The organism is Dapis hubbardiae BLCC-M172, from assembly GCF_050016015.1.
GTDB lineage: Bacteria > Cyanobacteriota > Cyanobacteriia > Cyanobacteriales > Microcoleaceae > Trichodesmium.
On record NZ_JBNHEQ010000252.1, the window covers coordinates 1 to 4,070 of the forward strand.

Here is a 4,070-nt window from a genome sequence, read left to right on the forward strand (position 1 = left end):
CACGTCCGGTTCTGAAGACGAGTCGGGTAGGGTAACTTACCTGGCTTAGTTTAACTCGGAGCTAGTTTTTTGTTGCTAGCCATTTGAAAGGCTAAAAGTAGACAAACTAATCCTAAAGGTATTAATACACAGAGGACTATCGGCTCCAATAGTAACTTTTTCATAATCGCTGCTATGAGGGAATACTAAGATTTCCTGTCTGCCTATATTTCTAGTACGGTACTTTGGGACTGCTGCTCGAAAATGCTAAAATTTATGATTAAGTTTGACTAAAAGTTTGAGTATATCCCTAGTGGTTAGAATAAATATGGTCTATGTAGGTTTTGCCAAAAAAATAATTGACCCAGCTTTGAGTCTGAGTCTGCTAGGTTTAGCATTTATTACTTGGCCATCTTCTAGTCGCGCGGAATTTCTACCTGCCCAAGAGAAAGCTACAGATACCTTAACCCTAAGCTGTCCTGAATTGGAAGAGGACTATATTCTAGGACCAGGCGATCGCATCAATGTTAAATTTTTAGAACTAGAAGAATTAAATGACCAGTATTTGATTCCAGCAGATGCTTCTATATCTATGCCTATGATTGGCAGTATATCAGTAGCTGGCCTAACGATTCAACAATTTACTAAGGCCATTAAAGCTGAATACCTTCGCTTCTTTGGAACAACAGTTCCAAGTCAATTTGTGGCAACTTATAGAAAATGGGGATCGTTGTCAAAATATTACACTGCGAGATGGGGATAGTATTTTTATTCCGACTGCCAATGACTCTAATTTAACACAAGTACGTCAGTTAGCATTGAGCAAATTGGCCACCGATATAGATCGACCCCGTTCTGTTGTAGTAGTAGGTGAAGTTAAACGTCCAGGAAGCTATGTAGTCCAAGGAGGAAATACTACCATTGAAATCAGGCTCGGAGGTTTGCCAACTGTTACCCGTGCCCTTCAACTTGCTGGAGGTGTAGAGTCATCAGCAGCTCTGCGTCAAATTCAACTAAAACGTTTGACCAGTATTGGTACAGAACAAATTATCAACATAGATTTATGGAAACTCTTACAACAAGGAGATCTAAATCAAGATACTATAGTCCAAGATGGAGATACAATTATTGTTCCTAGAGCTACTAACATTAGGCCAGCAGAAGTTACTGAAGTTGCAAAAGCGAATTTTGTTCCTACTACTATTCAAGTTAGTGTAGTAGGAGAAGTTGTCAGACCAGGGTTAATAGAAATTCCCTCTGGTGCAACTTTAAATCAGGCTTTGCAAGCAGCAGGAGGAGAGAACTCAAGAGCAAAGAGAGGCTTGGTTCAACTAATTCGCCTTAATCGCAATGGGAGTGCAGTTAAACGAGAAATAGAGATCGATCTAGCCGCAGGAATCAATGAACAAGTAAATCCCCTACTCAAAAATCAAGATATAATTATAATTAGTCGTTCTAATTTAAATGAACAAGTAAATCCCCTACTCAAAAATCAAGATATAATTATAATTAGTCGTTCTAATTTAGCAGTTTTTTCTGATAATATAAATGTTTTGTTAGGTGCTTCAGTGCTTCCTTTTGTGAGAATTATTCAAGCTTTTGGTTTAACCCCAAGGTAATAGCTAAGACAATAGGCTGAGAATTTTAGGTAGTGGTGAAAAAGTATGATGTAGGAAAAAAGAAACAGACAATAGGCAAGACCAGAGTCACTGAATATTTCTAATGTTTAACTATTTTTAGGACTATTAAAATTTAATTATAAAGCTTCACTAGAAATATGGAAGATCAAAAAGATTATAGAGAATTTTTATCTAAAGATAGTGCTGTATTGCCTCCGAGTTTCACAGCTAACTCCCAAGATGATAATGAGGAACAGTTGGATATAGGTTGGCTGTTTGGGGTTCTCTGTCGAAGGGCACCGATCATAATATTTATAGCAATAACAGTCATCGGCAGTTTAGGTAGTGTAATCGTTTTGTTAGGGCGACGTCAGCTTCCAGTTTATGAAGGATATTTTAAGCTTTTGGTAGAGCCTATTAGTGCTGAAGCACAATTAGACAGGTTAGCGATAAGTAGTGAAACTCTTGCTAAAAATTTCCAAACTACAAAGGATACCTTAGATTATGATTCCCTGGTTCGTTTTTTGAAGAGCGATCGAATGATGGGGCCAATTATTGAGGAAATGAACAGTCAAAATGATGATGTAGCTTATAATACCGTAATTAGTAATCTTCAAATTAGTCGGGTTATGGTAGAAGATGCAAAACCAGTACCTAGAGGCACTAAAATTATAGATGTACGTTATCAGGATGGAAGTCCAGAGCGAGTAGAATTTTTGATTAATAAACTAGCTTTAGTTTATCTAGAATACAGCGGTTATGAACGATTAATTACGGTTAAAAATGGGATTAAATTTATTGAAGATCAACTTCCAGGATTAGAAGAAAGAGCTAATAATCTTAAAAAAGAAATTCAAGATGTACGGCAGCGTTATAATGTTATAGATCCAGAATTAAATGCTCCTGGCTTATATCGTCAGCAACAACTTCTTCAGGAAAAAAGATTAAACCTCGAAGCTCAAATAGCTAATACTAAAGTTGTCAAGGCTAATATACAAAAACACTTAGAGGAAGGAAATGCTACTACTATTTTGGCTGATAGAACCAGTGCCTATAAAATATTAATTGAACAGCTCCAAAATGTAGAAGGAAGAATAGCTGAAAAATTATCTCTACTTCGTGATGATAGCCCTATCCTCAGAACTCTACGCCAACAAGAAGCAAATTTGCGTTCCCTCTTGTTTGAAGAAGCTCAAAAAATTATGAAAAATATAGATGCTGAACTTGAGGGTTTAGAGGAAAAATATAAAATTATACTTGCTGCTGAAAATCGTCTAGAACAACAAATTAAAGAATTGCCGATCGCTGCTCGTCTATACTCAGAATTACAGACAGAATTAAAAGTAGTCAATCAGACTCTTAATGAGTTTAGAGCTAAAAGAGAAGATTTTAACTTGAAAGCAGCACAACAAGAAGTACCTTGGGATATTATTGAAGGACCAATTCTTAAGCGGGATGCAAATGGGAACCTAAAGTCAATTGCGAAAGATGACACTAAGCGCAAGTTGGCTTTGGTAGTAGTTTTGGGTACATTACTGAGCATAGGTTCTGGTTTTTTAATAGAAGTTATAATACAAGTATTTCACACGCCGAAAGATATTCAAGTGGCTACTAAACTGCCTCTTTTAGGTGTAATTCCTTTAGCAAAAGAACTTAGGAGACAACTGATTAAATCAAAAAAACAGAAGCATTTAGTAGTTTTAAAGTCTTTAAATACCAAGCTAACTAGCTTTTATAATTTAGTTGAGACCGATAGCAAACTCAAGTTGACATACTCTCCACCTGTGTTAGAAGCTTTTCGCTCTCTTTATACAAATATCAGTTTACTAAATTATGATTCATCAGTTAAGTCTTTAGCTATTAGTTCGGCTATGAAAGGAGATGGTAAGTCTACTATTGCTATCAACCTAGCTCAAATTGCTGCTAGTGTTGGTCAGCGAGTATTATTAGTAGATGCTAATTTACGCAACCCACAGATTCATTGACGACTTGGTTTACCTAATTTACAGGGGTTTAGTGATACTCTTTCTACAGATATTAGCCTTAATGATGCTATTCAGCGATCGCCAGAAGATGAAAACCTATTTATATTAACGGCGGGTCAAGTTCCACCAGATCCTATTAAGTTACTTTCATCTCAGAAAAGAAAGTATTTAATGGAGCAGTTTAATGCCTTTTTCGATTTAGTTATCTATGACACACCTCTGTTAGTTGATTTGGCAGATGCTAACCTAATTACAGCTGATGTTGATGGAACTATTCTAGTGGTGGCTATTGACAAGACAGACCGTTCAATGTTGACAAAGGCTATAGAAGGATTAAAGATTTCTGCTGCTTCGGTTTTGGGTGTAGTAACTAATTTTCATAAAGGTTGACATACTCCCCGGCTCTCTGGCACGGGGATTCTCACGCTTATGTCCCACATTCCGCACGACAAAATGTAGTATGCAAAGATGGTAAAACTTGAATAAG

4 protein-coding genes are annotated in these 4,070 nt (G+C 36.6%); all 4 read left to right on the plus strand.

Annotated elements, in window-relative coordinates; translation table 11 throughout:
• The first annotated feature begins 277 nt into the window (after positions 1–277).
• The 4 genes from ACP6PK_RS23485 (at position 278) to ACP6PK_RS23500 (ending at position 3,973) form a co-directional block, all read left to right on the plus strand.
• Positions 278–742, plus strand: coding sequence for a polysaccharide biosynthesis/export family protein (locus ACP6PK_RS23485; RefSeq protein WP_426563159.1), 465 nt, complete (start codon positions 278–280; stop codon positions 740–742).
• Positions 681–1,598, plus strand: coding sequence for a polysaccharide biosynthesis/export family protein (locus ACP6PK_RS23490; protein WP_426563161.1), 918 nt, complete (start codon positions 681–683; stop codon positions 1,596–1,598). The genes ACP6PK_RS23485 and ACP6PK_RS23490 overlap by 62 nt, the downstream gene beginning before the upstream one ends.
• Before the next feature lie 158 nt (positions 1,599–1,756).
• Complete coding sequence (locus tag ACP6PK_RS23495; protein ID WP_426563163.1) at positions 1,757–3,583, plus strand: GumC family protein; 1,827 nt, start codon at positions 1,757–1,759, stop codon at positions 3,581–3,583.
• Between the two features lie 171 nt (positions 3,584–3,754).
• Positions 3,755–3,973 carry a P-loop NTPase family protein gene (locus tag ACP6PK_RS23500; protein ID WP_426563165.1) on the plus strand — a complete coding sequence of 73 codons (219 nt, stop codon included), beginning with the start codon at positions 3,755–3,757 and terminating at the stop codon, positions 3,971–3,973.
• Positions 3,974–4,070 lie beyond the last annotated feature (97 nt).